General features: G+C 60.2%; 26 protein-coding genes and 1 pseudogene. 16 read left to right on the top strand and 11 right to left on the bottom strand.

The window, feature by feature from the left end; translation table 11 throughout:
• Window positions 1-16: 16 nt before the first annotated feature.
• Entirely contained in the window at window positions 17-1,084 is a 1,068-nt protein-coding gene (locus tag CKW19_RS04280) for a polyamine ABC transporter substrate-binding protein (protein ID WP_256580301.1), read from the bottom strand.
• Between the two features lie 163 nt (window positions 1,085-1,247).
• Here CKW19_RS04280 and CKW19_RS04275 point away from each other — a divergent pair, with 163 nt between their 5' ends.
• The gene (locus CKW19_RS04275) at window positions 1,248-2,150 is read left to right on the top strand and encodes a LysR substrate-binding domain-containing protein (RefSeq protein ID WP_095056750.1); all 903 of its coding nucleotides are present in this window, start codon (window positions 1,248-1,250) and stop codon (window positions 2,148-2,150) included.
• A gap of 160 nt (window positions 2,151-2,310) precedes the next feature.
• Here CKW19_RS04275 and CKW19_RS04270 read toward each other — a convergent pair whose 3' ends face one another.
• Window positions 2,311-3,243, bottom strand: a complete 933-nt coding sequence (locus tag CKW19_RS04270; protein WP_095056749.1) for a LysR family transcriptional regulator — start codon at window positions 3,241-3,243, stop codon at window positions 2,311-2,313.
• On the opposite strand from CKW19_RS04270, the pseudogene CKW19_RS04265 reads away from it, so the two are divergent.
• A pseudogene (locus tag CKW19_RS04265) lies at window positions 3,190-3,582 on the top strand (zinc-binding dehydrogenase); the annotation flags it as partial. The gene CKW19_RS04270 and the pseudogene CKW19_RS04265 overlap by 54 nt on opposite strands.
• 87 nt (window positions 3,583-3,669) lie before the next feature.
• Here CKW19_RS04265 and CKW19_RS04260 read toward each other — a convergent pair.
• Window positions 3,670-4,578, bottom strand: coding sequence for an alpha/beta fold hydrolase (locus tag CKW19_RS04260; RefSeq protein ID WP_095056748.1), 909 nt, complete (start codon window positions 4,576-4,578; stop codon window positions 3,670-3,672).
• Window positions 4,579-4,618: 40 nt separating this feature from the next.
• Window positions 4,619-4,894 (bottom strand): hypothetical protein, encoded by a 276-nt coding sequence (locus tag CKW19_RS04255; protein WP_095056747.1) that lies wholly within the window; start codon window positions 4,892-4,894, stop codon window positions 4,619-4,621.
• A 429-nt stretch (window positions 4,895-5,323) separates the two neighbouring features.
• Here CKW19_RS04255 and CKW19_RS04250 point away from each other — a divergent pair, with 429 nt between their 5' ends.
• From CKW19_RS04250 to arsJ, 4 genes are all read left to right on the top strand, one after another.
• A complete protein-coding gene (locus tag CKW19_RS04250; protein WP_095056746.1) occupies window positions 5,324-6,226 on the top strand; it encodes a universal stress protein in 903 nt (300 codons plus the stop codon).
• A 215-nt stretch (window positions 6,227-6,441) separates the two neighbouring features.
• Entirely contained in the window at window positions 6,442-6,813 is a 372-nt protein-coding gene (locus CKW19_RS04245; RefSeq protein WP_095056928.1) for a metalloregulator ArsR/SmtB family transcription factor, read from the top strand.
• A gap of 146 nt (window positions 6,814-6,959) precedes the next feature.
• Entirely contained in the window at window positions 6,960-7,964 is a 1,005-nt protein-coding gene (locus tag CKW19_RS04240) for an ArsJ-associated glyceraldehyde-3-phosphate dehydrogenase (protein ID WP_095056745.1), read from the top strand.
• Window positions 7,965-7,973: 9 nt separating this feature from the next.
• Window positions 7,974-9,215 carry an organoarsenical effux MFS transporter ArsJ gene (gene arsJ, locus CKW19_RS04235; RefSeq protein ID WP_095056744.1) on the top strand — a complete coding sequence of 414 codons (1,242 nt, stop codon included), beginning with the start codon at window positions 7,974-7,976 and terminating at the stop codon, window positions 9,213-9,215.
• Here the strand turns inward: arsJ and CKW19_RS04230 are convergent.
• Window positions 9,212-10,024 (bottom strand): helix-turn-helix transcriptional regulator, encoded by an 813-nt coding sequence (locus tag CKW19_RS04230; RefSeq protein WP_095056743.1) that lies wholly within the window; start codon window positions 10,022-10,024, stop codon window positions 9,212-9,214. The two genes, arsJ and CKW19_RS04230, sit on opposite strands and share 4 nt — an antisense overlap.
• Before the next feature lie 104 nt (window positions 10,025-10,128).
• Between CKW19_RS04230 and CKW19_RS04225 the strand changes: the two genes are divergently transcribed.
• Window positions 10,129-11,085 (top strand): threonine dehydratase, encoded by a 957-nt coding sequence (locus CKW19_RS04225; protein ID WP_095056742.1) that lies wholly within the window; start codon window positions 10,129-10,131, stop codon window positions 11,083-11,085.
• 42 nt (window positions 11,086-11,127) lie between these two features.
• Here the strand turns inward: CKW19_RS04225 and CKW19_RS04220 are convergent, their stop codons facing one another.
• From CKW19_RS04220 to CKW19_RS04195, 6 genes are all read right to left on the bottom strand, one after another.
• Window positions 11,128-11,649 (bottom strand): cytochrome C, encoded by a 522-nt coding sequence (locus CKW19_RS04220; protein WP_095056741.1) that lies wholly within the window; start codon window positions 11,647-11,649, stop codon window positions 11,128-11,130.
• A gap of 250 nt (window positions 11,650-11,899) precedes the next feature.
• On the bottom strand, window positions 11,900-12,421 hold the full coding sequence (locus CKW19_RS04215) for a methylamine dehydrogenase light chain (protein WP_008050506.1): 522 nt from the start codon (window positions 12,419-12,421) through the stop codon (window positions 11,900-11,902).
• Window positions 12,422-12,439: 18 nt separating this feature from the next.
• Window positions 12,440-13,060: a methylamine dehydrogenase accessory protein MauD gene (mauD, locus tag CKW19_RS04210; protein ID WP_095056740.1), complete on the bottom strand. Its 621-nt coding sequence runs from the start codon at window positions 13,058-13,060 to the stop codon at window positions 12,440-12,442.
• Window positions 13,061-13,065: 5 nt separating this feature from the next.
• On the bottom strand, window positions 13,066-13,605 hold the full coding sequence (locus CKW19_RS04205; RefSeq protein WP_095056739.1) for a MauE/DoxX family redox-associated membrane protein: 540 nt from the start codon (window positions 13,603-13,605) through the stop codon (window positions 13,066-13,068).
• A gap of 11 nt (window positions 13,606-13,616) precedes the next feature.
• On the bottom strand, window positions 13,617-14,765 hold the full coding sequence (locus CKW19_RS04200; RefSeq protein ID WP_095056738.1) for an amine dehydrogenase large subunit: 1,149 nt from the start codon (window positions 14,763-14,765) through the stop codon (window positions 13,617-13,619).
• 330 nt (window positions 14,766-15,095) lie between these two features.
• Window positions 15,096-16,568: a nitrogen regulation protein NR(II) gene (locus CKW19_RS04195; protein WP_095056737.1), complete on the bottom strand. Its 1,473-nt coding sequence runs from the start codon at window positions 16,566-16,568 to the stop codon at window positions 15,096-15,098.
• A gap of 352 nt (window positions 16,569-16,920) precedes the next feature.
• Here CKW19_RS04195 and CKW19_RS04190 point away from each other — a divergent pair, with 352 nt between their 5' ends.
• The 9 genes from CKW19_RS04190 (at window position 16,921) to feaR (ending at window position 25,469) form a co-directional block, all read left to right on the top strand.
• Complete coding sequence (locus CKW19_RS04190; protein ID WP_095056736.1) at window positions 16,921-18,084, top strand: acyl-CoA dehydrogenase family protein; 1,164 nt, start codon at window positions 16,921-16,923, stop codon at window positions 18,082-18,084.
• Window positions 18,085-18,121: 37 nt separating this feature from the next.
• A complete protein-coding gene (locus CKW19_RS04185; protein ID WP_053161170.1) occupies window positions 18,122-18,493 on the top strand; it encodes a hypothetical protein in 372 nt (123 codons plus the stop codon).
• A gap of 3 nt (window positions 18,494-18,496) precedes the next feature.
• Entirely contained in the window at window positions 18,497-18,967 is a 471-nt protein-coding gene (locus tag CKW19_RS04180; RefSeq protein WP_095056735.1) for a nuclear transport factor 2 family protein, read from the top strand.
• Complete coding sequence (locus CKW19_RS04175) at window positions 18,964-20,112, top strand: amidase (protein ID WP_095056734.1); 1,149 nt, start codon at window positions 18,964-18,966, stop codon at window positions 20,110-20,112. Before CKW19_RS04180 ends, CKW19_RS04175 begins: the two co-directional genes overlap by 4 nt.
• Window positions 20,113-20,135: 23 nt before the next feature.
• Window positions 20,136-21,419, top strand: a complete 1,284-nt coding sequence (locus tag CKW19_RS04170) for a Rieske 2Fe-2S domain-containing protein (RefSeq protein ID WP_095056733.1) — start codon at window positions 20,136-20,138, stop codon at window positions 21,417-21,419.
• The gene (locus CKW19_RS04165; protein ID WP_095056732.1) at window positions 21,416-21,916 is read left to right on the top strand and encodes an aromatic-ring-hydroxylating dioxygenase subunit beta; all 501 of its coding nucleotides are present in this window, start codon (window positions 21,416-21,418) and stop codon (window positions 21,914-21,916) included. Before CKW19_RS04170 ends, CKW19_RS04165 begins: the two co-directional genes overlap by 4 nt.
• A 10-nt stretch (window positions 21,917-21,926) precedes the next feature.
• Window positions 21,927-22,667 (top strand): SDR family NAD(P)-dependent oxidoreductase, encoded by a 741-nt coding sequence (locus tag CKW19_RS04160; RefSeq protein WP_095056731.1) that lies wholly within the window; start codon window positions 21,927-21,929, stop codon window positions 22,665-22,667.
• A 778-nt stretch (window positions 22,668-23,445) separates the two neighbouring features.
• The gene (locus CKW19_RS04155; protein WP_095056730.1) at window positions 23,446-24,396 is read left to right on the top strand and encodes a PDR/VanB family oxidoreductase; all 951 of its coding nucleotides are present in this window, start codon (window positions 23,446-23,448) and stop codon (window positions 24,394-24,396) included.
• A gap of 152 nt (window positions 24,397-24,548) precedes the next feature.
• Entirely contained in the window at window positions 24,549-25,469 is a 921-nt protein-coding gene (feaR, locus tag CKW19_RS04150; protein ID WP_095056729.1) for a transcriptional regulator FeaR, read from the top strand.
• The last annotated feature ends 132 nt before the right edge of the window (window positions 25,470-25,601 follow it).

The raw sequence follows: 25,601 nt of genomic DNA, 5'->3' as shown, positions 1-25,601 counted from the left end.
ACAGCGCAATTTACTGTCAGGTTCCTGACTTGAGCTTGGTCCATGCACGGGTGCGAGCGCGTTCTGCACTGGACGGCAGTGGCACCAGCGGGAACAGGGAAGTCTGGATGTCGGCGGCGGGGTAGAGATTGGGGTTGTTGCGGATTTCCGGGCTGACCAGGGCAGTGGCGTCCTTGTTCGGGTTGGGATAACCGACGAAGTCGCTGATCGGGGCGATCACCTGCGGCTGCAGCAAGTAGTTGATGAAGGCATGGGCATCCTCCGGGTTCTTCGCATCCTTGGGGATGGCCAGCACGTCGAACCAGACCGGTGCGCCTTCCTTGGGCAAGCGCATGTCCACCACCACGCCGTTACCGGCCTCCTTGGCGCGATTGGCCGCCTGGGAGAAACTGCCGGAATAACCCACGGCCACGCAGATGTCACCATTGGCGATATCGGTCATGTACTTGGAGGAGTGGAAGTAGGCGACGTTGGGGCGGATCTTCTTCAACAGTTCTTCGGCCTTCTCGTAGTCCTTGGCCTGAGTGCTGTTGGGCGGCAGACCCAGGTAGTGAAGGGCGATGGGGATCATATCCGTCGGCGAATCGAGAAGGGCCACGCCGCACTGTTTGAGCTTGGCAATGTTCTCTTCCTTGAAGATCAGATCCCAGCTGTCCACCGGCGCGTTCTCGCCGAGCGCAGCCTTGACCTTGGCCGGGTTGAAACCGATCAGCACGGTTCCGTACAGGTAAGGCACGGCGAAGCGGTTGCCCGGATCGTTGGCCTCGATCAGCTTCATCAGTTGCGGGTCCAGATGCTTCCAGTTGGGGAGCTTGCTGCGGTCAAGTGGCTGGAAAGCGTTGGCCTGAATCTGCTTGGCGAGGAAACTGTCGGACGGCACCACCACGTCATAGCCGGAGTGGCCGGTAAGCAGTTTGGTCTCCAGGGTTTCGTTGCTGTCGAAGATGTCGTAGACCAGATTTGCGCCATTCTCCTTCTTGAAGTTGTCCAGCGTCTGCGGGGCGACGTAGTCGAACCAGTTGTAGACACGCAGCGTGCGCTCTTGCGCATACGCGTTAGCAGTCAGCAGGCCCAGGCTGCAGATCGTAGCGAGGAGCGAACGGGGGAGTTTGTGCTTGATCAATTTCTCACCTTTTGAATTATTGTTTTTGGCCTGGCTCCGGATGAATTGTTGCGGTTGCTCGTATTCCAATAAATCTATATAAACTGACAGGAAAACAGGCAGAAAAACTAAACGGTTGACCCGCATGCCCTTACCTCCGCTCCATGCGTTTCGCGTATTTGAATGTGTTGCAAGGCTGGGCCATGTCGGTGCGGCTGCCGCTGAGCTGCATGTCACCGCCGGGGCTGTCAGTCAGCAGATAAGAGCGTTACAGGGCTCACTCGGCATCGATCTTTTCTACAAGCAGGGCCGCCACTTGGTGCTGACCGAACGAGGCCTGGCGCTACAACGCTCGGTAGCCCGCGGCATCGGCGAGATCACCGAAGGGGTGCGACAGATTTCCGAGGCGTACTTCCAGGAGCCGGTGACGAAAGTCCTGACCGTTTCCACGGAACCGATTTTTGGCGCGGCCTGGCTGATGCCGAAGTTATTCGCCTTCCGTGCAGAACATCCGCACATTCACCTGCGCGTCATTACTGCCGACGACATCAGCGAAGTGGACTGGCGCAGGGCCGATATCGCCGTGCTCTACGACGCTCCGACGTGGGAGGGGTTTTGGTGGCGGCCACTGCAAAGCCTGCATATGTTTCCCGTCTGCAGCCCGCAATTGCTGCGCGGCCCGCGTGCGCTCAAGCAGCCGTCCGACCTTGTTCACCACCGCCTGTTGCATGAGGATGATGGCGCTCAATGGCGGCGCTGGCTACTTGAGGCGCGCTTGCCTTACCCAGGTGATGCCGATGTTCATCTGGAAGATTTCGGCATTGCCCTGCAGGCGGCGCGAGATGGCTATGGTGTTGCACTCAGCGACGAGATCAATTCATTACGCGATTTGGACGAGGGCCGCCTGGTGCAGCCCTTTGCACTGAAAGTGCCGACGGGGATGGATTATTTCTGTATCTGCAACGAAGAGAGTCGCGATGTCCCTGAGATAGCGTTGCTCATCGATTGGCTGATCGAGCAGGCAAAGACAGTCCCGGCCTACCCGTAAGCGTTGTCGGGGCGGTTTAACATTCACGTGGTTCAGCACAAAGCTGAACGACCTTTGGATTTTTAGGCGTCTTGAGTGGCTGCGTTTGACTGGTTGCTGCCTGTTTCGAAGGGCTGCAGCCGGCCCAGAGCAGGCGCTCACGGAACTGGTTCAATGATCGCTATGGTTTCAGCCAGTCAGAATGAAGCTGCGGAAAACGCTCTCGCAGCCACTCAATAAAAACTTGAACCTGTGGCGCCAGATGCGTCCGGCTTGGGTACAGCAATGACACAGGCCGAGGGGCTGGTCGATAGGGCTTTAGAATTTCCACCAAGCCGCGACTGTCCAAATGCTTGGCCACGGTGATTCCTGGTGCCTGGATTATTCCGAAGCCCGACACCCCGCACTGAACGTACGCATTCGACTCGGTGACGGTGATGCCGGCGTTACTCACAAACGCGCGATCCTGACCTTTTACCGAGAAATGCCAAGGCAATGTCCTGTTGCTCTGACCGGACAAGAAGTTAACGCCACGATGGGAGGCCAGATCGTCGAGTGTTTCGGGTTCACCATGCTCGTGCAGATACTCGGGCGCTGCACACGTCACCATGGTCGCCATCGCAATAGGGCGAGCAATCAAAGTCGAATCCGATAGATCGCCGATACGCAACGCACAGTCGATGCCTTCACCGATCAGATCGACGGCCCGGTCAGTCACGCCCAGTACCATGTTGATACCGGGGTAGGAGGCGGTGAATTCTTTAAGGCTTTTGATGAATTTCATTTGCGCGAAAGCGGTCGGGATATCGACGCGAAGTCGGCCTGCGAGCGTTGCTCCGGATCGGTCGAACATCGAGGTCGCAGCAGAAATACCCGCCAGAATTTCCTGTACCCGCTCATAGAACCTCTCGCCTTCGGCGGTGAGTGCCACCTTTCTCGTGGTGCGCTGGAACAGGCGCACACCTAATGACCTCTCCAACTCCTGGATATACCGAGTGACCTGAGGTCGCCCGATGTCCAGCGATTCTGCGGCTTTGGTAAAGCTGCCGAGTTCGGCAAGTACTGCTTCGGCTCGCCATTGCCCGGTGGTTTGGCCGAATACATGATTATCCATGAGGACAGCGCCGTCGGTGCACCTGACAACATGAGCGACGAAGAGGCCGCAACACTTCCTATTGCTGCGCTCACGGCCTGGTATTCGCTAGTGGACTTTGGACAAATCCAGCCGGGCCAGACCGTTGAACTCAATCTGATGCCACTTATCTTTCGCCAGACGACCATTCGCGGTATCGCTGTAGCGCCGCGCTCATCGTTCGACCGGATGAATACGTTCCTCAACGAATACAAGATCCGTCCCGTGATCGACCAGGTATATCCGTTCGAGAAAGCACGAGAAGCTTACGAGCATCTCGCGAGGGGAGCATTTGGAAAGGTTGTGATCAAAATCGCTTAATAACTTTGAGGCGCCAATACGGCGCCTTTTTTCGCCTCTCGCAGCAGATTCAACTCCGGAGTCGAGCCGGGCGAGACTCAGACTCCGTCACTGGGTTATAAAATCGCGAATCGCCTGGATGATTTGAGTGGGCGCTTCCTCCATCAGCCAATGTCCTGCGCCCGGAATTACCAGCTCCTTGACGTTGTCTGCGGCATTGCGCATCACGATCGCTTCGTTGTTGCCGAAGGACTTTTCGCCGCCCACGGCCAGCACCGGCATGGTCAGCTTTGTCTTCATAGACGCTTCGTTGTCCACCGCATCCTGGCGAATGCTGCGAAACTGGGCAAAGGCTGCGCGCATGGTGCCAGGGCGGGCATAGAGTTTGGCGTAGTGCTGTCGGGTGGCTTCATCGACCTTGGCACTGTCACCTGCGAATTCGTTCCAGAAACGGTCGAGGTAAATGCGCTCGCGGCCGGCCACCAGACGCTCGGCGTCGGGGCCGCCAAAGTCGAAGTGCCAGAGCATTGGCGAGCGAACAATGTCGTTCCACGGTGGTATACCCGGCACAGGCGCGTCCATCACCACCAACTGATCGGTCAGTTGCGGATAGCGAGAGGCGTAGGCAAAGGCGACCATGGTGCCTATGTCGTGGCCAATGATCACCGCGTTCTCGATGCCCAGCGCCGCCAACACCCCACGAACGTCGCCCGCCTGGGTTTTCTTGTCGTAGCCTCCCTCCGGAATAGACGATAAGCCCAGGCCGCGGAGGTCAGGCACTACAACGGTGTGATCCTTGGCCAAGTCGGCGGCTAAAGGCGCCCACATATCACCGGTATCGCCGAAGCCGTGCAGCATCACGACAGCCGGCCCTTTGCCGCCCACGCGCACATGGATTTTGGCACCGTCTACTGCGATGTCTTGCGTCCGAAACGATGAAGGGAATGGCGTCACTTCAGCAGTCGCTGGAAAGCTGACGGCAACTAGCATGGAAGCGATCAGCAGGGCTCGGATCATCGCGGTGTCTCCAAGTGTGTGTAAATGGAGAAGCGTAGACCTATATCCGAAACTCGATTTGCGAAGCTATATGTTTGTTTACTGGATGCGATTTTCCACGCGAACCTACAGCGATATCATTTTCTTTGAGTGGCCGCTCATCCCCACCACAGTAGGACTCGAGGATCCTGCGGGTGCGATGGTCGGAAATATACAGGTGCGCAATTGTGCAGTCGGTCATTTGCGCCAGCCGGTTCAGCACCTTGCTCCGGTGTGCCGTTGACCAGGCGGACTCATAGATGTCGCCGAGGAGCATTTCAAATTGATCAAGGTCCATGTCGCCTATCCTCGAGATCAAAGCTGTCACTGACCCAACATGACTTGGCAGTATAGGTCTGCTCTCGAGGTGCCTGCCCGCCGGTCCATCTGAAGGGCTGATATCGGGGCAACTTGGTTCGAATCTTCTGATTTCGGGAAGGAAGGGCGCAACTGGCGACGGATCAAGCGCAGGCGCGAAATCATGGTGGCCGATACTCCCACCGTTTGAAGGTTGACTAAATCAGCATGTGTTTACCTTTGGTTATGGCCTGGTTAAACAGCCGCAGCAACACGCCGGAGCTGTGCTCTACAAGGCAGGCACGCCATGGTATCCAGGCGTATATTGATAGTGTCGATCCAAAAAGTTGAGGCGATAGTCAATCGTCGGTGGCGTGACTGACCAGAGTGCTGGGGGCGCTGGATATCCCGGAACGTTTGGAGGTGTTACATGAGCCAATATCAACGACTCTTTCTGATAGTCGGTCCCGCCATGCGTCATACCCCGGCGTTGGAGCGAGCTGTCGCCATTGCCGAGGCCACGGGCGCGGCGCTGCACATCACGGTGTTCATCGAAGACTCCCACCTCTTGGAGTTAACGAGTGCGGGTGCGCGTTTTCGTGAGGCCTGTCAGCAAGAGAACGAAAAATGGTTGAAGGATGAAGCCGATCTGATCCGCGGGCGCGGGGTCACGGTGAGTACCGAAGTGCTTGTCACGCGAACCGCGTTGCAAGAAATACTTCGGCATGTGGCAGAAATGCAGCCGGATCTGGTGATCAAGGACGTGCAACACGAGTCTGCGCTTAAACGCGTTTTCATCACGCCCCTGGATTGGCACCTGTTGCGCGAATGTCCAGTGGCGGTGCACTTGGTCAGCGAAGTCAGGTGCCCACTGCCACGGGTGGTCGTGGCGGCAGTCGATCCATCACACCCCGAGACTCAGATCACCGGCATCAACGACCGCATCATCCAGGCGGCGAACGGGTTGTCCATGCAGTGCAACGCGGAGTTGCATCTGTTGCATGCCTACGATCTGTCGCAGACGCATCTATCCGACGCTGGCGCGGGGGCCGTGACGATGCCGGGTTTCAGCAGCGATGTGCGCAAGTCGCTGCAAAAGTCATTCAGCGCATTGGCCGACCACTACGGTGTGCCCCTTGAGCGACAACACTTCGTTGAAGGGCCACCGGGCAAAGCGTTGGCCGAGTTTGCAGCCCATCACCGGGCCGATGTGATCGTCATGGGAAATGCCCATCGCAAGGGACTGGGCAAATGGGTGGGCAGTACGACGGAGCATGTGCTGTATCAAGTGCCCTGCAACATTTTCGCCGTTTCGGGTGCTGCAGATCCGTAAGTAAATGGGCGATTAAATGACTCGCCAATAGCGTCGCTGCGATCGAGGCGGGGGGAGGGACTGCCCTCTGTCCCGCCATCTCCAGGACGACAGCCAATCGACTTCATGGATTAGTCGTTCGTTGCCGCTTTACCTTATATGCGGATAACCATATATTCGCCAAACCGCATATTAGGCGAGACTTCACCTTGACCAGCAAAGCCCATGGCCTCGATATGGCTGAGCCTTTGACACCGACCACTGTTTTCAAATGCCTGGCTGACGACACTCGGGTCCGCACGATGATGCTCATCACCCGTGAAGGTGAGCTGTGTGTTTGCGAGCTGACCTGCGCGTTGAACGAGAGTCAGCCAAAAATCTCCCGGCACCTGGCGCAGCTGCGCACCTGCGGCCTGTTGTCGGACCGGCGGCAAGGCCAATGGGTGTATTACCGGCTGCACCCGAATCTCCCCGATTGGGTTCATCTCGTGCTGACCACTGTGCTGGAAAGCAACAAGCACTGGTTGAGCCCTGATGCCAAACGCCTTGATGACATGGGCGACCGTCCTGAACGCGCAGCCGCGTGCTGTGAAAGCAAAATCACCTGATCCATGAAACGTGTCTATCAGCGCTCCATCTGAGGATCAGCCGATGAACGTCCACGCGGCACTCGGCATCCTGCCCACATCCAATACACCGGCCCGTTCGACAGCCAGTCGAACGCCCTCTGACAACAGATACAGAGCACAACAACATGACTATCAAAGTTGGCATCAATGGTTTTGGCCGGATCGGTCGACTCGCTCTGCGAGCGGCCTGGAGCTGGCCAGAGTTCGAATTCGTGCAGATCAATGATCCAGCAGGTGACGCGGCGACTCATGCCCACCTGATCAACTTCGACTCGGTGCATGGCCGCTGGAACAACGAAGCCAGCGCCGAGGGCGACAGCGTCATCATCGACGGTCAACGGATCAAAGTAACGGCCAACAAGGCGATTGCCGACACAGATTGGTCGGGCTGCGATCTGGTGATTGAAGCCAGCGGCAAGATGAAAACCGTCGCAGTGCTTCAGGCTTACCTAGACCAAGGCGTGAAACGTGTGGTGGTCTGCGCGCCGGTCAAGGAGCAAGGCGCCTTGAACGTGGTGATGGGCGTTAACCATCAGCTGTTTGACCCGGCGCAGCACCGCATCGTCACTGCCGCCTCCTGCACCACCAATTGCCTCGCGCCAGTGGTGAAAGTCATCCACGAGAAGCTGGGCATTCGCCACGGTTCCATCACCACCATTCACGACCTGACCAACACCCAAAGCATTCTCGATCAACCGCACAAGGATCTGCGCCGTGCACGTGCTTCAGGCATGAGCCTGATTCCGACCAGCACCGGCTCGGCCACGGCTATTGCCGAAATTTTCCCGGAGCTGCGTGGGCGCCTGAACGGTCACGCCGTGCGCGTGCCGTTGGCCAACGCTTCGCTGACGGACTGTGTCTTTGAAGTCGAGCGTCCCACCACAGTCGAAGAGGTGAATCAGTTCCTCAAGGACGCTTCCGAGAATGAACTGAAAGATATCCTCGGTTTCGAGGAGCGCCCGCTGGTGTCCATCGACTACCGCACCGACCCGCGCTCATCGATCATCGACGCGCTGTCGACCATGGTCATCAACGGCACCCAGGTCAAACTCTATGCCTGGTACGACAACGAGTGGGGCTATGCCAACCGTACTGTCGAGCTGGCCAAAATGGTCGGTCTGGCCGTTTAAGGAGCGGTCATGAAAGCCTTGTCAGCCCTCGCGCCGCAAGTGCGGCAGTACCTGCTCGTGACGGGCAACTACTGGGCCTTCACCCTCACCGACGGCGCCTTGCGCATGTTGGTGGTGTTGCACTTTCACGCGTTGGGCTACAGCCCGCTGCAAATCGCGGCGTTGTTTCTGTTCTACGAACTCTTTGGTGTGATCACCAACCTGGTGGGTGGCTACCTCGGCGCCCGGCTGGGCCTGAACCGAACCATGAACATCGGGCTGGGCCTCCAGGTTGCGGCACTGCTGATGCTCACGGTTCCGGTGGCCTGGCTAACCATCCCCTGGGTGATGGGCGCTCAGGCGGTGTCGGGGATTGCCAAAGACCTGAACAAGATGAGTGCCAAAAGCTCGATCAAGCTCCTGGTCCCCGATGGGCAGCAGGGCAAGCTTTACCAGTGGGTGGCGATCCTCACCGGCTCGAAGAATGCACTCAAGGGCGTTGGCTTCTTTCTTGGCGGCGCCTTGCTGGCCTTGATCGGCTTCAAAGGTGCCTTGTTGGCCATGGCGGGCGTGCTGGCGTTGATCTGGGTTGGCAGCTTGATCCTGTTGAAGAAGGATCTGGGCAAAGCGAAAGCCAAGCCAAAGTTTCGCGACATTCTCTCCAAGAGCCGGGCGATCAATATCCTCTCGGCGGCGCGTATGTTTCTGTTCGGCGCCCGCGATGTCTGGTTTGTGGTGGCGTTGCCGGTGTACCTGAGCAGTGTCTTCGGCTGGGACTTCTGGAAGGTTGGCGGCTTCCTTGCAGCCTGGGTGATTGGCTACGGCATCGTGCAGTCGTTCGCGCCCAACATCACGGGCAAGAAACGTGGGCATGTGCCCGATGGTCGTGCGGCATTTCTTTGGGCTCTTGCTCTGGCGGGCCTGCCTGCGGCAATCGCCCTAGGGCTGAACACCGGCCTTTCGCAACAGGCTGTGCTGCTCGGCGGATTGATGGTTTTCGGCGTGCTGTTCGCGGTGAATTCGTCGTTGCACAGTTACTTGATCGTGTCCTATGCCAAGGAAGACGGGGTGTCGCTGGACGTGGGTTTCTATTACATGTCGAACGCGATGGGGCGCTTGATCGGCACGGTGCTTTCCGGTTGGGTTTATCAGGTGTATGGACTGCAAGCGTGCTTATGGATATCGAGTGCATTTGTGTTGTTTGCAGCGTTGATTTCGATCGCATTGCCGCGTCATGCGCCTAGCAACAATCTACCGTTACCCAGGCGCTAAAAACTCTTCGAGTGACCTCGCAACTGCGCCGGACTGACGCCAAGGCGTTGCTTGAAGGTGGTCGCCATGTGCGCCTGAGAGTTGAAACCACAGGTGTGGGCGATCGCCGACAGGCTGGCGGTCGAATCGCACATCAAGGCGCGGGCCTTGGCGAGGCGGCGGTCGATCAGGTAGCTGTGGGGGCTTTTGCCTGTTGCGTGCTTGAAGGCCCGGATGAAATAGCCTTCGGACAATCCAAGCAACTGCGCCATGGCCGGTACACCCAGCGGACTGTCGAGGCCGGCGTCGATGAACTCATCGAGCAGACGCATGCGGCTACCGGTTATCGAGCCATGGGGCGGCGTCGCTAACGCGTCGCTAGCGTTTACCCGATCAGACAAAGCAAGCGCCCACGCCTCCCAATCGTCTTCAACCGAGGCCCGTAACAGCGCGCTGCGCATCTGCAGCGCGAGGGTTGTTGCTTGCGGGTCGAGGCGATTGTTGAAGGCGCGATCACCCACCAGTGGAATGCCGTCGGTGCGTATCACCCGCAGGTATTCACCACCCTTGGGCGACTCGGACAAAACATCACACCCAACAGGAACGAACGCCAGGCCATTGGGCATCGCCTCGAAGGGAAGCACCCGGTCACTGCCGATAGCGTGCAGGCCGCGTTGGCTGTCGAAGGCAAAGCCAATTGCCGATTGGGTGGCCACATAGCGGGTTGCGTAGGCTGAGGCGGGCAGCAATTCAATCGCCCATGGCCCGGCCTCGATGCGGCGGACCGGTTCAGAGGGCAGCAGTGGTGGCGGACGGTTTCGATGGCTCATAACCGCATAGTAGTGAAGTGGAAGCACAAAAGTCAGGTCAGTTTTTTGAAAGCCGCCACGCGGCAGCCGAGTCTAGACTGGGCAAAACTTCAGGGAACCCTCTCATGCACAGACTGACCCGCGACGATATCGAACAAGCTTCTCGCCACGTTTACCAAGTGATGCCAGCCACCGCCCAGTACGCGTGGCCCTTGCTGGCCGAGCGGTTGGGTTGCACGGTGTGGGTCAAGCACGAAAACCACACACCGACGGGTGCTTTCAAAGTGCGCGGCGGTATTACCTTCATGCACTGGCTCAAGCGCGAGCACCCAGACGTCAAAGGCGTCGTCACCGCCACTCGCGGCAATCACGGTCAGAGTCTGGCACTGGCGGCGAGCGCCCTGGGATTGAGAGCGTTGATCGTGGTGCCGGAAGGTAATTCGGTCGAAAAGAACAAGGCCATGCGCGGCTTTGGTGGCGAGGTCGTCGAGTATGGCCGTGATTTCGATGAGGCCCGTGAAGAGGCTGCACGCCTGGCGCAAGTGCATGACCTTTACCTGGTTCCGCCATTTCACACCGAGTTGGTCAAAGGCGTGGCGACTTATGCGCTGGAGCTGTTCAAGGCCGCGCCGGACCTGGACACGGTCTATGTACCGATTGGCTGTGGCTCGGGGATTTGTGGCGTGATTGCTGCCCGCGACGCGTTGGGCTTGAGCACAAAGGTAGTGGGGGTGGTGTCCAGCGAGGCGGCAGCTGCAAAACTATCGTTCGAGGCGGGTAGCCTCCGCGAAACCGCTTCGGCCAATACCTTTGCTGACGGTCTGGCCGTGCGCAAACCCATCCCCGAAGCGTTTGCCGTTTATGCCGCTGGCGCGGCGCGGATCGTCTCGGTCACTGACGCGCAGATCGCCGAGGCCATGTGCGTGTATTACACCGACACCCACAACCTCGCCGAAGGGGCGGGCGCGGCGGCCTTGGCTGCGCTGATTCAGGAGCGTGAAACGATGCAGGGCAAAAAGGTGGGGGTGATTCTGTCCGGGGGAAATGTTGATCGATCGGTCTATGCGACAGTGATTGCGTGATTGAGGCCCCTGATCCTGTAGGCGCGAGCTTGCTCGCGATGGTCAGTAATTCATACCGTCATTGATGTCGATGCCCTGGGCACGCATGGCTTTGATTAAATCGCCACGGGTGCCGGGTAGGTTGAGCATGGTCTTGGCGCGCAATGTCGTGACTTCTTCAGCGGTGTAAGGCTGGTAGTCCGCAGGTCGGCTGCTGCCGGCCATGCCGTCTTCGCGCATTAACCAGTTGAGCAGGTCGGCAAGTTGCGCGTTGTTCAGCGCCGATTGCGACATGCCGGGAACACGCACGAGGAATTCGCGGCCGCCGGGGACTTTCAGGAAGTTGCCGACAAAACCCTTCATCCGCGGCGTGTCGTTGGCGGCAGAACCGCTGCCATCGCCCAGGTGGCAACCGGCGCATTGCAGCTGGTAATTCACGGTATTGCTGTAACCGGCCTGGGCGATCGGCTTCTGGACTTCTTCGTTTCCCGGCGCATGGCCCTGCGCCGGGTTGGGAATGGCACGGGCGAAAGCGAGCGGGGCGGTCAGCGTGCAGACGAGACCGAGGAGTAGCAACGTGCGCATGAAGGGCCTCTCTTGTTGTTGTGGCCGATAAAGAAAAAAGTCAGCTTGAAAGAAATTGCACCCTGTGGCGAGGGAGCTTGCTCCCGCTGGGTTGCGAAGCAGCCCCAAAACCATTTGCCAGAGTTAAGGCAAGCGCAGCTTTTGGGAGCGCTGCGCACTCCAGCGGGAGCAAGCTCCCTCGCCACAGTTGACTGTTATTGACCGATAAAAAAACCGCCGATTGCGTGAGCAACCGGCGGAAAGTGCGCGTTTAAACGGCGACGCCGCGGATGACCGAAACAGTGCAGTGATAGATGTGCGATTTGGCGGCCAGGCACCAGTTCACATCGTTGTTGTTGAACGGGCGATAGGCCGGTTCTTCACTGTCGTTACGGGTGCAGGCGCACTGGGCGCAGCTTTGCTTACCGCAGCAGTCGTTGTACGAAATGATGTAGTCCTTGCCGTCGGCCGGGTTGCGGCAGGTGCCGATCCAGGTCACTTGCGAGGCTTCTGTGCCCGGAGGGCAGGACGTTACCGACCCGCCGCAGCAGCTGCACAGAAAGCCGTCGATGGAGCAGTAGCGCCAGTAGTCGCAGCTGTTCGGATCACCGGGATCACCCGCCTGTGCCGGCTCTGCGGCGAGGGCCTTGCTGGTGCGGTCCAGCGGCAGCAACAGGGGCAGGGCGGCACCGGCGACCATCAGCGAACCCATGCGCGCCAGCAGTTTGCGGCGCGAAGTAGTGTCGGCGACACGGCGGGACGAACGCTCAAACAACAGATCCAGCAGTTTCATAAAGGTCTCCCTGCCTTATCAGTGGCTATGGCCGTGGTCGTGATCGTGGGCGTGCGGTTGCGCATTGAGGTACTGCTGCAGCGTGGCGTGCTTCAAATTCTCGACTTCGAACAGGCTGTCCAGGTGCTCGCGAGAGTTGACCAGGCCTTTGGCGCGCAGGGTGCCGGACTTGTCGATCAGCGCGGCGTACGGCAGCTTGCCGATCTGGTAGGTCATGCCCACTTCCGGGCCGACTACGTAGGTGGCGTCTTCGAGTTTGTGCTCGCGGATCAGCGCTTGCTGGGCATCCATGTCGCCGTCGCTGACAAATACCACGTCGAGCGTACCGGCCTGTTCCTTGGCGATGGATTTGATTGCCGGCAGCAGCGACTTGCAGATCGGGCAGGTCGGCGAGAGGAAGAACAGCAGTTGCGATTTTTCACCGGCATAGCCGAAGTTCACCGGGCGGCCATTTCGGTCGGAAGCGGTGACTTGCGGCGCGGCTTCGTTGACGGCCACACCTTTGTCGACCATCAGCGCACCGGCCGGGGCCAGGCGGCCGTGGAGCACGCCAATCTGACGAACCAGGCCCATGACGACAAACGCCACGGCCACCAGCAGCACCCAGAGCAGAACGTTGGAAACTATCAAGCCTTCCATTTGAGTTACCTACCAATCAATTTGAGCAGAAGAGGGGAGTTCGCCAGCAGGCCATCGGCCGCGGCGTAGATGAGCAGTGCCACCGCGGCCGCAGCCAGGGTCACGAAGCCATCGAACACGTTGAGGTCGCGGGCGACCGGCGCCAGGCTGGCAACCAGAGCCAGCGCTACCAGTGCACTGTTGCGCAGCAGCAGGACCGGGCGCAGTGGTTGCGCCTGATCAGGCCCGGCGCAGCCGCAGTCGATGTCTGCGCGACCGCGCCACAGGTTGATGCCGATGGCCGCGGCGTACAGCGCCAGCAGGCTGGCGGCGCTTACTGCGGCGTAGCCACGACTGACCGGCACCAGCAGGGCAAACGCGATGGCCAGTTCCACCCATGGAATCAACCGCGCACTCGGACGTACCAGCACTTCGGGCAGCAACTGGTAGTCGGCCAGTTGCTTCCTGAAGCGGGCCGGTGCGCGCACCTTGTGGGTCGCGGCACTGGCCAGCAACACCGCAATGGCGACGGCGCTGGCAATGATGAAGATCGGATCTATGTGCATGGCCGAACCTCTTAGTAGCTCATGACCTGAGTCGCGGTTTTGGCGACTTTCGGCATGCTGCCCGTGAGCTTGTTGGTCTTCAGGTCGAAGATCTGCAAGCCGCCTTCGACGTCGGTGCCCAGCAGCAGCGGTTTGTCATCGCCGGTCGCCTGCATGCTCCACACCGGCACCGGTGCTTCGAGGGTCGCGACTTTCTGGTGAGTCTTGAGATCAAACGCCCAGATCAGCGGGCTCGGGTCTTCCCATTTCATGGCTTCGTGGGCGTCGTGCATCAGCACGTACAAGCGGTTCAGCTTCGGCGACACGGCCATCAGCTGCCAGCCACCCGGGGCCCAACCGGCTTTCTTTTCTTCGTCAGTGATCAGCGACCAGGACGGCAGGATTTTCGGTGCATCACCGGCGAAATCCACCGGGCGCACGGTGCCGGTCGTGGTGGTGAAGTAGTAGGTGTCGCCGACATTGACGGCGCGCTCGACCAGTTTTTCTGCGTTCGGATCAAAGAACGGCGTGCGGCTGCGCGCGGTTTCCTGGCCCTGATCGTTGAGGGTCACCACCTGCAGGCTGCCATCGCCGCACAGCGAGGCGAAGCGGCGGTTGCCGATTGGGTAGTTGAGCACGCAACCGGGGATGGCGATTTCCGTGGCAACGGCCTTGGCCTGGGTATCGACCACGGTCACCGACGTCGACGGGGTGAAGTTGTAGACGTAGACGAACTTGTCGTCGCCGCTTGGTTTGAGCGAGTAACGCTGGGTCAGCGACTCGGCACGCTTGTTCGGGATCAGCACTTCCCAGGCCGGCGACAGGGTCGAAGTATCCCAGGCAGTCAGCACGTCGGTGCGAGTACCGCGAGTACCGCGCGAATACCAGATATCGGCGGCGAAGAGGGTTTTCTTGTCATGGCTCAGGGCCGATGGTGCGGCGAAACCGGTCGGTACCATGCCGAGAATGCGTTTCTGGTCCGGATCGACAACGGTCACGCGGCCAGCCACGAAGCTGTCGAACTCGACGTCGACAACGAATGCGCGGTGAGCTTCGGGCGGGAACGCCAGAACGGTCTGGCCAATCGTACCGGCGGGCAGATCCGCACGGGCACTGTTCAAACCGAGTACAAGCAGGCTCAGGCCTAGCGCTGACTGTACGGAGATCCTGTTTGTTCGCATAAGGGGAACTTCCTGAATTGTTGGTAACGCGGATCGCGGATGCTTTGGCAGATTTTTACCGTTTGATTCTGCCTTGAGCGGCGACCGGGTGAATTGCGCTGCCTGCCAAGTGTTTGTGTGTCTGTGCCAGTGTCATGAAAGTGGCTGCACAAGCTGATAAGGCGGGGGGCAAAGGAGCATTTGTGGCGAGGGAGCTTGCTCCCGCTCGGCTGCGCAGCAGCCGCAAAACCTGCCAGCAAGGTGTGATTGGGGAAATTCAGGGGCCGCTTCGCGACCCAGCGGGAGCAAGCTCCCTCGCCACAGGGAATGTGTATGTCAAAAAGGGGGGTGTCAGACGAGGGGAAGGGAAAAGCTGAACACCGCGCCACACGGCTCCTGGTTTTGCGCCCAGATATCACCGCGGTGGCGGCCGATGATGTTCTTGCACAGCGCCAGCCCGATCCCGTTGCCGCTGACCTTGGACGAAAAGAAGCCGTCGAACAGTTTCTCTTGCGCCGCGGCCTGAATGCCTCGGCCGCTGTCTTCAATCCGCACCAGCGCCACGCCGTTGTCGGCACTGGCCTGAATGCGCAACAAGCGCCGCTCGGTCGGCAGGTCGGCCATTTCTTCGATGGCATTGAACGCCAGGTTGAGGATTACCTGGCCGATCAGCACTTTCTCGCAGCTCACACGGAGCGGCACGGGCGAGGGCACGATCTCCACGCGCACCAGGCTCGGATCGGCGCGCAGGCTGATGAAGTAGCGGGTTTCACGCAGCAGCTCGTTAAGGTCGACCAGTTCCTCCGATTGCTCAAGCTTGACCACGTAATCACGCACGCTCTTGATAATCACAGAGGCGTGCTCGATTTGCCGCACCGCATTCTGCAAACCCCAGGCCACGCCTTGGTCGGCATCGGCTGATTTGCTCAGGCGAATCACGGCCCCTTCAATAAAGTTACGGGTCGCCGCCAACGGCTGACTCAGTTCATGGGCGATGGCCACGGCCATTTCGCCCATGGCGTTGTAGCGCGCCAGGTATTCGATCTTCTGCTCGCTGACCCGCCGTGCTTCTTCTGCCTGCACCTGTTCAGTGACATCGCGGAACAACAGCAGGTGACCGACCAGATCGTCTTCGATCTCGATGTAGCGGCACGTTGCGTGATGCCAGCGCCACTGGCCGTCACGTCGCTGCAATTTATAGTGGACGCTGAACGGCGCGTGTTCCGGTGTCTCGTTGGCAAGCTGTTGCAGCAGGCGCCGGCGCGAAGCATCGTCGCACCAGGCCAGGAAGTTTTTACCCATCAACTCACGCACTTCACTGTTGAGCAGGAGCGCGCCGGAGTCGCTGATAAAACGGATATCGCCCTCTGGCCCGAGTACGGCCACGCCTTCGGCCAGGTCTTGCATGAAGGCCGTGAGTCGGCTTTCGAACCGTTTGAGGTCGCGCTTGACCTTGTCTTCCTTGGAGATGTCGCGGAACTGCACCATCAGTACATCGCGACCGTCCAGGTGCACCAGCGTCGCCACCGCCTCGGACAGAATCTCCACGCCTTGCTTGGACCGATAGCACCACTCGATGGCCCGTTGGCCCGTGCGCGCGGCGCCTTCCAGCCAGCGGAGACCCACTGAACGGCGGTACTTGGGTGCGTTGCGAGTCATGTCCGGGGCTTTGAGCGGCGTCAGTTCTTCCAGGGTGAAGCCCAGCGCCGCCAGGGCGGCAGCGTTGGCCCAGAGAATTTCCTTGGTGTGCGCATCGTGAAGAATGATGCACAGCGGCATGGCTTCGATCAGCGCATAAAAGTCGTTCGGTTTTGGCAAATACATCGCACAGCCCTTGGCGGCAGAGGGGTCCGACCGGTGAAGTCAGAAGTATGGCTTTTTATACCCGCTCGCGCATGGGGATGCGCTCAGAGGTAACCGGCGTCGAACTAGGGGTTTTCTTTAGCCGGGGGGCTGCACGCACCAATAGTTGCGGCCGGACTCGGTTTTTACACTGGACCGCAATGCAAAGGCTACGAAACGGCTACCTGTAGGAGCGAGCTTGCTCGCGATGGACGTCAACGAAAACGCGTCCTGTCTGAATGACCGCGTTGTTCAGACTTTTTCGCGAGCGAGCTCGCTCCTACAGAAGATACCGGTTCAGCCCACTAACAATAATCAAAACGGAGAATGCCCCATGCTGCGTTCAGCGGTTGCGCAACAAGACGCACTGATTGGCGTTGACGAGAATGTCGTCGACAGCCAAGCCTTTGCGCAGGTACTGGAAGAAGTTCGCCAGCGTCGCAATGAATTCGACGAAGGTTCCCACGTACCGCGGGACATGATCGAGCGTTTCAAGCAGGTCGGCATCTATCGCGCCGCCACGCCGAAATGCTTCGGCGGTGACGCCCTGGCACCGGCACTGTTCCTGGAAATGATCGAACGCATCTCCGAAGCCGACGGCTCGGCAGGCTGGGTGGCCAGCTTCGGCAGCGCCGGAGTTTATCTCGCCGCCTTGCCACGGGAAACCCTGGCTGAGCTCTACGCCGAAAGCCCTGATCTCGTATTCGCTGGCGGCCTGTTCCCCTTGCAACCGGCCGAGGCCGTAGAAGGCGGCTATCAGGTCAATGGCACCTGGAAATTCGCCAGCGGCTGCAAAGGCGCGGACCTGTTGGGCGTTGGCATCGGCGCTGCCGGCGGCAAGCCACGCACCGCAGTGTTTCGTCCGGCGCAGGTCGACATCGTCGAGAACTGGGAAGTGGTCGGCCTCAAAGGCACCGGCAGCCATGACTTGCGCGTGACCGATCAACACGTTGATGAGCGCTGGACCTTCATCCGTGGCGGTGCCTCGACCATCGACGAACCGCTGTTCCGCTACCCGTCGATCGCCTACGCCGCGCAAGTGCTGGCAGTGGTCAACCTCGGCCTGGCCCGTGCGGCCCTCGACGAAATCAGCCGTATGGCTGGCGGCAGCGGCATTACCGGCGCGCCGAAATTGTCCGACCGCGCCTACGTGCGCATCGAGATCGCCAAGGCTGAAGCCAAGCTCAGCGCCGCACGCGGTTTCTTCTACAACGCCACCGAACAGGTGTGGAACTCGATCGTTGCCGGCAACCCGGTCACGCCAGAGCAGACCAGCCTGTTGCGCCTGTCTGCGATTCACGTGTCCCAGGCCGGTGCCGAAGTCGTGCAAAGCGCCTACAGCCTGGCGGGCACCACCGCCATTTACCTGCGCCATCCGCTGCAACGCTACCTGCGCGACTCGATGGTGGTGACCCAGCACGCGTTCCTCAGCGAAGGCCTGTACGACGGCGCCGGCTCGGTGTTCCTCGGCGTCCAGCCGTTCCCGGGCTACATCTGAACCCTATTCATTTTTCACTTTTTCAAGGATCAACAGCATGTCCCAAGCTACCCAGGAACCGTTGCGCGTCGTCTTCTGCATCGGCATCACCCAGAATTTTTTCGACCTGCCTACCGGCGAAGGCTTGAGCGTGTGGAAAGGCTTCAGCCAGATGATGGGCGATCTCGGCGCGATGCCCGGCATTAACGTGCTCGGCGCGATGGACGACGACCGTCTGATGGTCGGCCCGTCCACCACCTCGCCGTGGACCGTGTACATCATGGCCGACGTTGACTGCCACCAGTCGGTGATCGACGCCTGCAACCTGTTCCGCACCACGCCGGTCGGCCAGTACAGCCTGTGGCGCTACGCCAAGATCGAAGCGCGCATCGGTCGCCCGCTGACCATTCCTGATGCGGCCAAGGTGTAAGCCATGAACGAGGCCTTGCTGCAGCGTCTGGCGACGCTTGAAGGGGAGAGTGCCGTGCGCCGCTTGATGGCGTGCTACATGGACCTGTGCGACGTGCCGCGGGCGGCGATTCATCAAAGCCAGTTGGCGCAGTTGTTCACCGAAGATGCGATCTGGGAAGGCCTCGGCACCCAGACCGCACAGACCTTCGGTCAGCATCAAGGGCGTGAAGCAGTGGCGGCGTTTGTCGGTGGTTACCTGCCGCCGTCCGACCACTTCAAGCTGAACCTGCATTACCTCACCAGCGAATCGATTGTGGTCGACGGCAAGGCTGCGCAAGGGCAATGGATCATGCAGCAGGTTTCCACTTACGCCGATGGACGCAACGAGTTGTTCGGCACCCGCCTGAACATCGATTTTCGTTGTGTCGACGGCGTCTGGCTGATCGCGCATTTCCGTACGCAGCGTCTGTTCAATACGGAGTTGAGCGCATGAGTACGTTCATCAGCGAATTCCTCCTCGGTGGCAATGGCAAACGCGTTGCGATCAAGGATTCCATCGACATCGCCGGTTATCCGACCCGTTCGGGCAGCCGTGCGTTTGCCGATGCACCGGCCGCGACGAAAAACGCCGAAGTGGTTGATGCGATCCTCGACGCTGGCTGGCAGATCGTCGGCAAGACCAACCTGCATGAACTGGCGTTCGGCGTCACCGGCATCAACGACTTCACCGGTACGCCGATCAACCCGCAAGCACCGGATCGCGTGCCGGGTGGTTCGTCCAGCGGTTCGGCTGCGGCGGTCGCGGCGGGCTTGGCAGACATCGCCATCGGCACCGACACCGGTGGTTCGGTGCGGGTGCCGGCGGCGTGCTGTGGGATTGCCGGGCTGAAGCCGACTTATGGCCGTGTCAGCCGTGTCGGTGCCCATCCATTGGAATCGAGCCTCGATTGCGTCGGTCCGTTCGCCAGATCCATGGGCGACCTGATTGCCGCGATGCAGGTGATTTGCCCGGGCTTTGAAATGCAGGGCCTGCCGGGTGCCGGTGCCAAGGTCGCCTTTCTGGACGTGGGCTGCGACCCGCACCTGCAAGCTTGCCTGGGTGCCGCCGCCGACCGCGCCGGATGGCGTCGCGGCAACCTGCATCTAAGCGAGTTCGAAGCAGCGTTCGCCGCCGGCCTGACCGTGATCAATTTTGAAAACTGGGCGGCCTTCGGTCACCTGACCGGTAAAGGCTTGATCGGCGCGGATGTGGAAACACGTTTGCTGGCGGCCGGCCGTACCACCCGCGAAGACCTGGCCCAGGCCGAAGCCGTGCGCACAGCGTTCACCCAACAAGTGGATGCGGCGCTGGAAGACTTTGCGGTGTTGCTGCTGCCGACGATGCCGACCCTGCCGCCGACCCTCAGCGAGGCCCGCGCCGGTAGCAAAGCCGTGGCCGGCATGACCCCGCTGGTGCGGCCATTCAACCTCAGCGGTCATCCGGCCCTGACGGTGCCGGTGGAACTCGATTGCGGCGGATTGAACGTCGGCCTGCAAATCGTTGGCCGTAAAGGTCAGGACGAACTCGTCTGCGCCTTCGGTGCGCAGCTGCAACTCAGCATGGCCGGTCAACGACCGGCTGCTAAAACCAAATCATAAAAAGAAGCCATGAGGAGAACCGCATGAGCACTCATGAATATCAGCTGATCGCATCGTCGAAAAGCCCCGAAGACCTGGTCCAGCATGACCGCGTCGACGTCTCGCTGTACAACGACCCGGCGCTGTTCGAAGTCGAGCTGGACAAGATTTTCTACCGCACCTGGGTGTGGGTTGCCCACGAAAGCGAAGTGCGCAACAGCGGCGACTTCAAGACCGCCATGATCGGCCGTCGCCCGGTGATCGTCGTGCGCGACAAGAAGAACAACATCAACGTGCTGGAAAACCGTTGCCGTCACCGTGGCGCCACCGTGTGCGAGAAGCACAAGGGCAACGCCACCGGTTTCACCTGCCCGTACCACAGCTGGTCCTATGGCCTGGACGGCAAGCTGCGTGCGTTGCCGTATCCGGATGGCTACGAAGGCATCCTGGAGAAATCCGAGTTGCCGCTGACCAGCCTGCGCGTCGAAAGCTACGCCGGCATGGTCTTCGCCAGCTACAACGACGACATCGAACCGCTGGAAGACTTCCTCGGCGGCGCGAAACACTGGATGGACCTGTTCATGAAACAGGGCGCCGGTTACCCGATCAAGACCCAGGGCGAACACAAGTTCAGCTTCAAGGGCAACTGGAAGATCCAGTTGGAAAACACCACCGACGGTTACCACTTCCCGATCGTGCACAAGTCGTTCATGTCGTCGGTGGATGAAGAAACCTCGGAAATGCTCTCGTTCATGACCGACGAACAAGCCGTGACCCACTCCCTGGGCAACGGCCACAGCGTAATGGTCATGGTGCCTGAGCACGTCGATCTCGATCACGACGACGGCACCGAACAGTTGCAGGAGCGTTTCGCACACGTCACTGAAGAGCTGTCGAAAACCATGCCGGCCGATCAGGTCCGTCGCATCGTGCGCTCGTTGCACGGCGCGGGTTTCAACCTGAACCTGTTCCCTAACGTGGCAATGTCGATGTCGTTCTTCCGCGTACTGCGCCCGGTGTCGGTCACCGAAACCGAAATCCGTCACGTGGCGCTCGGCATGGACGGCGGCCCGGAAATCGCCAACCGCGAACGCATGCGTATCCACGAGCACTTCCAGGGCCCGTTCGGTTTCGGCAGCCCTGACGATGCCGAAGCCTGGGACCGCGTACAGCGCGGCTCGTATGCCGGCGTCAACGCACCAATCCTGGTCAACCGCGGCCTGAACCGCGAAATCACCGCTGAAAACGGCGACAAGGTCAGCCACGCCACCGACGAAGGCGGCATGCGCGGTGCCTACGACATGTGGAAAAGGATGATGAGCCAATGAGCAATCAAGACACCCTGAACGGTTTTTCCGGCCAGTTGGCCCAGGCCATCGAATTCATCTGGCGCGAAGCCGAACTGCTCGACCACAAGAACTACGCCGAATGGGCGACCTTGTGGAGCGAAAGCGGCAAGTACATCGTGCCGATCGACCCGGACACCGAAGATTTCGAAGCGACCCTGAACTACGCCTACGACGATGCGCGCATGCGTGATCTGCGCATCGAACGCCTGACCGCCGGCTACTCGCCGTCGGCCGTCGACGCGGCGAAGACCATTCGCACCATCTCGCGTTTCCGCCTGGTGGAAGCGGCGGGCGACATCGTCGAAGTCAACTCGGCGCAGGTGCTGTACGCCTACAAGCGCGGCGTGCACACGCCGTTCGTGGCCGACCTGAACCACCGCATTCGTTTCACCGATGGCGTGCCGACCCTGGAGCGCAAAGTGGTGCGGCTGATCAACTCCACGGACAGCCTGAGCGCGCTCGGCTTCCTTTTGTGAGGACAACATCATGAGTCGAGTAGCCCTTGTAACGGGTGCCTCGCGCGGACTGGGCGAGTGCATCGCCCGTCGTCTGCACGCAGCGGGTTATCGCGTCGGACTGGCCGATGTGCGCCTTGAAGGTGTGCAGCAACTGGCCGCCGAACTGGATGGCAGCGGCGCTACTGCCGTCGCCATCGAGCTGGATGTGCGCAGCAAAGCCGACTTCCAGCGTGCTCGCGACCTGCTCACTGAGCAGTGGGGCGGCACCGACATTCTGGTGAACAACGCCGGTGTGTCGAAAGTCGCGGCGCTGATGGACATCACGCCGGAAGAGTTCGACGAGTCGATGGCGATCAACCTGCGCGGCACTTTTGTCGCCTGCCAGGTGTTCGGCGCGCACTTTGCCGAGCGCGGCTTCGGTCGCATCGTCAACATCGCGTCGCTGGCCGGGCAGAACGGCGGCACCGCCACCGGCGCGCATTACGCGGCGGCCAAGGGTGGCGTGGCAACGTTGACCAAGGTCTTCGCCCGCGAGCTGACACCGCAAGGCGTGACGGTCAACAGCATCTCCCCAGGTCCGCTGGACTTGCCGATAGTGCGTGAAAGTGTGGCCCCGGAGCGTCTGGAACAGATCCTGAAAATGATCCCGTCCGGCACCCTCGGTGACCCGACGTTCATCGCCGACAGCGTATTGCTGCTGATCGCCGACAACGCGAACTCCGTAAGCGGCGCGTGCCTGGACGTCAACGGCGGCTTGTTCATGCGCTGACAGCAGATTTTATGGCAGGACAAATAACCCTGTAGGAGCCGGCTTGCCGGCGATGGCGCCCGGACTGGCGATGCAGTAATCAAGACCGCCATCGCCGGCAAGCCAGCTCCTACAAGGGCCCGGGATGAGTGAGATTTGTGGCAGATGGGCCCTCTGTAGGAGCCGGCTTGCCGGCGATGGCGCCCGGATTGGCGATGCAGTAATCAAGACCGCCATCGCCGGCAAGCCAGCTCCTACAAGGGCCCGGGATGAGTGAGATTTGTGGCAGATGGGCCCTCTGTAGGAGCCGGCTTGCCGGCGATGGCGCCCGGATTGGCGATGCAGTAATCAAGACCGCCATCGCCGGCAAGCCAGCTCCTCCTACAAGGGCCCGGGATGAGTGAGATTTGTGGCAGATGGGCCCTCTGTAGGAGCTGGCTTGCCGGCGATGGCGCCCGGATTGGCGATGCAGTAATCAAGACCGCCATCGCCGGCAAGCCAGCTCCTACAAGGGCCCGGGATGAGTGAGATTTGTGGCAGATGGGCCCTCTGTAGGAGCCGGCTTGCTGGCGATGGCACCCGGATTGGCGATGCAGTAATCAAGACCGCCATCGCCGGCAAGCCAGCGCCTACAAGGGCCCGGGATGAGTGAGATTTGTGGCAGATGGGCCCTCTGTAGGAGCCGGCTTGCCGGCGATGGCGCCCGGATTGGCGATGCAGTAATCAAGACCGCCATCGCCGGCAAGCCAGCTCCTACAGGGGGCTGTGTTAAACGAAAAATTTGTATTCAGGTGATGCCATGATGAAGGTGAAAATCGAAAGGATCGTCGACGAAGCGCTGGATATCCGTTCCTTTCGCCTCGTGCGCAGTGACGGCCAGCCGCTCGACACCTATGAACCGGGTGCCCACGTCGACCTGACCGGGCCGACCGGGGTGACCCGCCAGTATTCGCTGTGCAGCCCGCCACAGGATCGCCGCGCCTATCTGGTGGCGGTGAAGAAAGAAGCGCAGTCGCGGGGTGGCTCGCTGGCCTTGCACGAGCAAGTGGAAGAGGGCATGGAGCTGGAAATGGGTGCACCGCGCAACCTGTTCCGTCTCGATGAAACGGCCAGCGAGCACGTGCTGTTCGCCGCCGGTATCGGCGTCACGCCGCTGCTGAGCATGGCCTACAAACTGGCGGAAAGCGGCCAACCGTATCGCCTGCACTATTTCGCCCGCTCGGCGCAGTACGCGGCGTTTACCGAACTGTTGGCGACGAACTTCGCGGATAACGTAGAGTTTCACTACGGCGTGGAACCTGCCGATCTGGACGGCGCATTGAGCGAATGCCTGAACCGCGCCAATGCGGCGGCCCACGTCTACACCTGCGGCCCGGCACCGTTCATGAACAAAGTGGTGGAAGTGGCGTCCCGCAGTCGCTCGGACGATGCCATTCACCTTGAGCACTTCGCTGCAGACCCGGCCGCCAACAGCGCCCCGGCCGGCACGTTCGAAGTCGAACTGGCCAGTTCCGGCGTGGTGCTGCAAGTACCGGCCAACACCAGCCTGGTCGACGTGTTGCAGGCCCATGGCTGCGACATCGACACCGAGTGCCGCGAAGGTATCTGTGGCACCTGCATCGTCGAGGTGCTGGACGGTTTGCCGGAGCACCGCGACAACTGTTTGTCGAACAAGGAAAAGGCCTCCAACAAGCAGATTTGCGCGTGTGTATCACGGGCGCTTTCCGCTCGTCTGGTACTGGACCTTTAAACCGAAAGTTCACTGGAAAGCTTGGGCCGGAGCCTGTTGAATGGGCGCCCGGCGGCCGTCGAGGGAGGAGATGGCTACAGAAATAACCGTTTTGACGAACCGCTCGATGAAGCGGTCGAAAAATAACAACAAAAACGTGAGGCTTTGCGGACATGATTACAGCATCGACGGTGCGCAACGAGGCGTTCGAAAGTTGGTTGAGCCAGGTGAACCAGGCCTGTGGGCGTTTCGATGCCCGGGCGCTGGATACTGATTTCTATGGCGAACTGGCGGAGTTTCGCAGCGGTGCGATCAACCTGAGTGTGGTCGACATGGCGCACGTGCATTTGTATCGCACCAGCAAGGACGTCAGCACTAGCAGCGACGGCCACTATTACGCGGTGTTCCAGTTGCGCGGCAGCTCGCACCTGGAGCAGGGCGACAACCGCACGCAACTGGGCTGCGGCGACATCGCCCTGATCGACGCCAGCCGTCCGAGCGACATGATCTACAACGACGATTGCCGGCAGCTGTCATTGATTCTGCCGCGCCAGGTGGTCGAGCGTGGGTCGCATTTCAATGCGGTCAATTGCGCCACGCGCATCGCGGCCAATACTCCCTTGGCGGCCATGGCCAACAAGCTGGTGCTGGACACCCGCCAGCAGGAAGGCCTGGACATGCAGGAAAGCGAAGCGGTACTCGATGCGCTCGCCAGCCTGTTGCTGCCGGGCATCAGCTCCCGTGACTGTGGTGCCGACGCCCATGAGCGGCAATTTCGCAAGATCATCGCCTTCATCGATGCGCACCTGAGCGACGAAGAACTGTGCCCTGAGCTGATCGCCCGTGAAGTGGGGATATCCGTGCGCGGCCTGTACCGGATGTTCTCCAAGCGCGGGTTGGTGGTGGCGCAATACATCAAGCACCGCCGCCTGGATTTCTGCGCCGAAAACCTGCGCCGCGCCGATGTCGAGCAGAAGCTCTCGGCACTGTGTTATGCCTGGGGTTTCTCGGATTCGAGCTACTTCTCGTCGGCCTTCAAATCGCGCTTCGGCGTGTCACCGGGCGCTTATCGCAAGCGCTACAGTCAGATCTGACACCGCAGCTCCTTGTATCTCGACTATCGCTCCATCAGGAGCGATAGTTCTCGACTGATCATCGAGGGAGGGTTCTGGAAGCCGTGCAGCTCCTTAGGCTTTATGCCTGTGACGTAGATTGTGCTCCAGCCC

Origin of the sequence: Pseudomonas sp. Irchel s3f7 (assembly GCF_900187615.1) — a bacterium.
GTDB lineage: Bacteria > Pseudomonadota > Gammaproteobacteria > Pseudomonadales > Pseudomonadaceae > Aquipseudomonas.
Note: the sequence above shows the minus strand (reverse complement) of the source record. Positions and strands in the feature narration are given on the sequence as shown.

What these genes read in the sequence shown, in the direction of transcription:
- CKW19_RS04165 (WP_095056732.1), top strand. Translation starts at nt 21,416, where the DNA reads ATGAGCAATCAAGACACCCTGAACGGTTTTTCCGGCCAGTTGGCCCAG.
- CKW19_RS04215 (WP_008050506.1), bottom strand. Translation starts at nt 12,421, where the DNA reads ATGAAACTGCTGGATCTGTTGTTTGAGCGTTCGTCCCGCCGTGTCGCC.
- CKW19_RS04190 (WP_095056736.1), top strand. Translation starts at nt 16,921, where the DNA reads ATGCTGCGTTCAGCGGTTGCGCAACAAGACGCACTGATTGGCGTTGAC.
- mauD (WP_095056740.1), bottom strand. Translation starts at nt 13,060, where the DNA reads ATGGAAGGCTTGATAGTTTCCAACGTTCTGCTCTGGGTGCTGCTGGTG.
- CKW19_RS04240 (WP_095056745.1), top strand. Translation starts at nt 6,960, where the DNA reads ATGACTATCAAAGTTGGCATCAATGGTTTTGGCCGGATCGGTCGACTC.
- CKW19_RS04175 (WP_095056734.1), top strand. Translation starts at nt 18,964, where the DNA reads ATGAGTACGTTCATCAGCGAATTCCTCCTCGGTGGCAATGGCAAACGC.
- CKW19_RS04185 (WP_053161170.1), top strand. Translation starts at nt 18,122, where the DNA reads ATGTCCCAAGCTACCCAGGAACCGTTGCGCGTCGTCTTCTGCATCGGC.
- arsJ (WP_095056744.1), top strand. Translation starts at nt 7,974, where the DNA reads ATGAAAGCCTTGTCAGCCCTCGCGCCGCAAGTGCGGCAGTACCTGCTC.
- CKW19_RS04155 (WP_095056730.1), top strand. Translation starts at nt 23,446, where the DNA reads ATGATGAAGGTGAAAATCGAAAGGATCGTCGACGAAGCGCTGGATATC.
- feaR (WP_095056729.1), top strand. Translation starts at nt 24,549, where the DNA reads ATGATTACAGCATCGACGGTGCGCAACGAGGCGTTCGAAAGTTGGTTG.
- CKW19_RS04195 (WP_095056737.1), bottom strand. Translation starts at nt 16,568, where the DNA reads ATGTATTTGCCAAAACCGAACGACTTTTATGCGCTGATCGAAGCCATG.
- CKW19_RS04225 (WP_095056742.1), top strand. Translation starts at nt 10,129, where the DNA reads ATGCACAGACTGACCCGCGACGATATCGAACAAGCTTCTCGCCACGTT.
- CKW19_RS04245 (WP_095056928.1), top strand. Translation starts at nt 6,442, where the DNA reads ATGGCTGAGCCTTTGACACCGACCACTGTTTTCAAATGCCTGGCTGAC.
- CKW19_RS04250 (WP_095056746.1), top strand. Translation starts at nt 5,324, where the DNA reads ATGAGCCAATATCAACGACTCTTTCTGATAGTCGGTCCCGCCATGCGT.
- CKW19_RS04230 (WP_095056743.1), bottom strand. Translation starts at nt 10,024, where the DNA reads ATGAGCCATCGAAACCGTCCGCCACCACTGCTGCCCTCTGAACCGGTC.
- CKW19_RS04160 (WP_095056731.1), top strand. Translation starts at nt 21,927, where the DNA reads ATGAGTCGAGTAGCCCTTGTAACGGGTGCCTCGCGCGGACTGGGCGAG.
- CKW19_RS04220 (WP_095056741.1), bottom strand. Translation starts at nt 11,649, where the DNA reads ATGCGCACGTTGCTACTCCTCGGTCTCGTCTGCACGCTGACCGCCCCG.
- CKW19_RS04205 (WP_095056739.1), bottom strand. Translation starts at nt 13,605, where the DNA reads ATGCACATAGATCCGATCTTCATCATTGCCAGCGCCGTCGCCATTGCG.
- CKW19_RS04170 (WP_095056733.1), top strand. Translation starts at nt 20,136, where the DNA reads ATGAGCACTCATGAATATCAGCTGATCGCATCGTCGAAAAGCCCCGAA.
- CKW19_RS04200 (WP_095056738.1), bottom strand. Translation starts at nt 14,765, where the DNA reads ATGCGAACAAACAGGATCTCCGTACAGTCAGCGCTAGGCCTGAGCCTG.
- CKW19_RS04260 (WP_095056748.1), bottom strand. Translation starts at nt 4,578, where the DNA reads ATGATCCGAGCCCTGCTGATCGCTTCCATGCTAGTTGCCGTCAGCTTT.
- CKW19_RS04255 (WP_095056747.1), bottom strand. Translation starts at nt 4,894, where the DNA reads ATGGACCTTGATCAATTTGAAATGCTCCTCGGCGACATCTATGAGTCC.
- CKW19_RS04180 (WP_095056735.1), top strand. Translation starts at nt 18,497, where the DNA reads ATGAACGAGGCCTTGCTGCAGCGTCTGGCGACGCTTGAAGGGGAGAGT.
- CKW19_RS04270 (WP_095056749.1), bottom strand. Translation starts at nt 3,243, where the DNA reads ATGGATAATCATGTATTCGGCCAAACCACCGGGCAATGGCGAGCCGAA.
- CKW19_RS04275 (WP_095056750.1), top strand. Translation starts at nt 1,248, where the DNA reads ATGCCCTTACCTCCGCTCCATGCGTTTCGCGTATTTGAATGTGTTGCA.